1 protein-coding gene is annotated in these 787 nt (G+C 36.2%); it reads left to right on the top strand.

The genetic code is table 11. The annotated features are described in order from the left end of the window. A partial coding sequence (locus CIGNP109_RS08280) for a flagellin hook IN motif-containing protein (protein WP_272887919.1) occupies positions 1–787 on the top strand: 787 nt, incomplete at both ends.

Genomic DNA, 787 nt, shown 5'->3' with positions numbered 1-787 from the left:
AACAGCTACTAAATGGAAATTTTTCAAACAAAAACTTCCAAATTGGTGCTTATAGTAATGAAACAGCTAAAGTAAGCATAGGTGCTACAAACTCAAATACAATTGGGCATACTAGGTTTGAGACGCTAAAAAATGTGGTAGCTTCTAATATTTCTCAAATGGCAGATGCGGTTGTAAAACTTAGCGGAATCGATGGATATCCGGGTGGTTATGTATTTCAAACTATTAGCGCAAAAACATTACAAACAGATGGTTTAAAAGCTGTAGCTGAAATGATGAATGGCGTAAGCGATAAAACTGGTATAAGAGCTGAAGTTAATAATACGCAAATATTTGGCCAAGCAATTGTTGCTGGTACAATTAAAGATTTTATGATTAATGGTGTAAAAATCGGTAATATTACCGTAAAAGCTAATGATTCTGACAATGCTCTAATCGGTGCAATTAACGCTAAAAAAGATGAAACCGGAGTAGAAGCAAGCCTAGAAAATGGTAGACTAGTTTTAGCTGCTAAAGATGGTAGAGCTATTAGACTTGGTTCAACATCTACTGGTGCTACTACTGTATTTGGTGCTAAAACGGGTGCTTCATTAGCTGGAGATGCGCATTCGGCTGGTACGGTTTATTTAGGTCAAATCACATTTATTCGCCAAGATGCTAGAGATATTAAAGTTGGTTTAGGTGGTATATCCTTAGTATCTGGTTTTACTGCTGGTGACGCTATGATAACCGCTGCTAATGCATCAACTGGTTATGCTCAAGCTTCAGTAAATTTAAAATATATGAA

Origin of the sequence: Campylobacter sp. P0109 (assembly GCF_002138755.1) — a bacterium.
GTDB lineage: Bacteria > Campylobacterota > Campylobacteria > Campylobacterales > Campylobacteraceae > Campylobacter > Campylobacter devanensis.
This window is presented reverse-complemented; position numbering and strand designations above follow the sequence as displayed.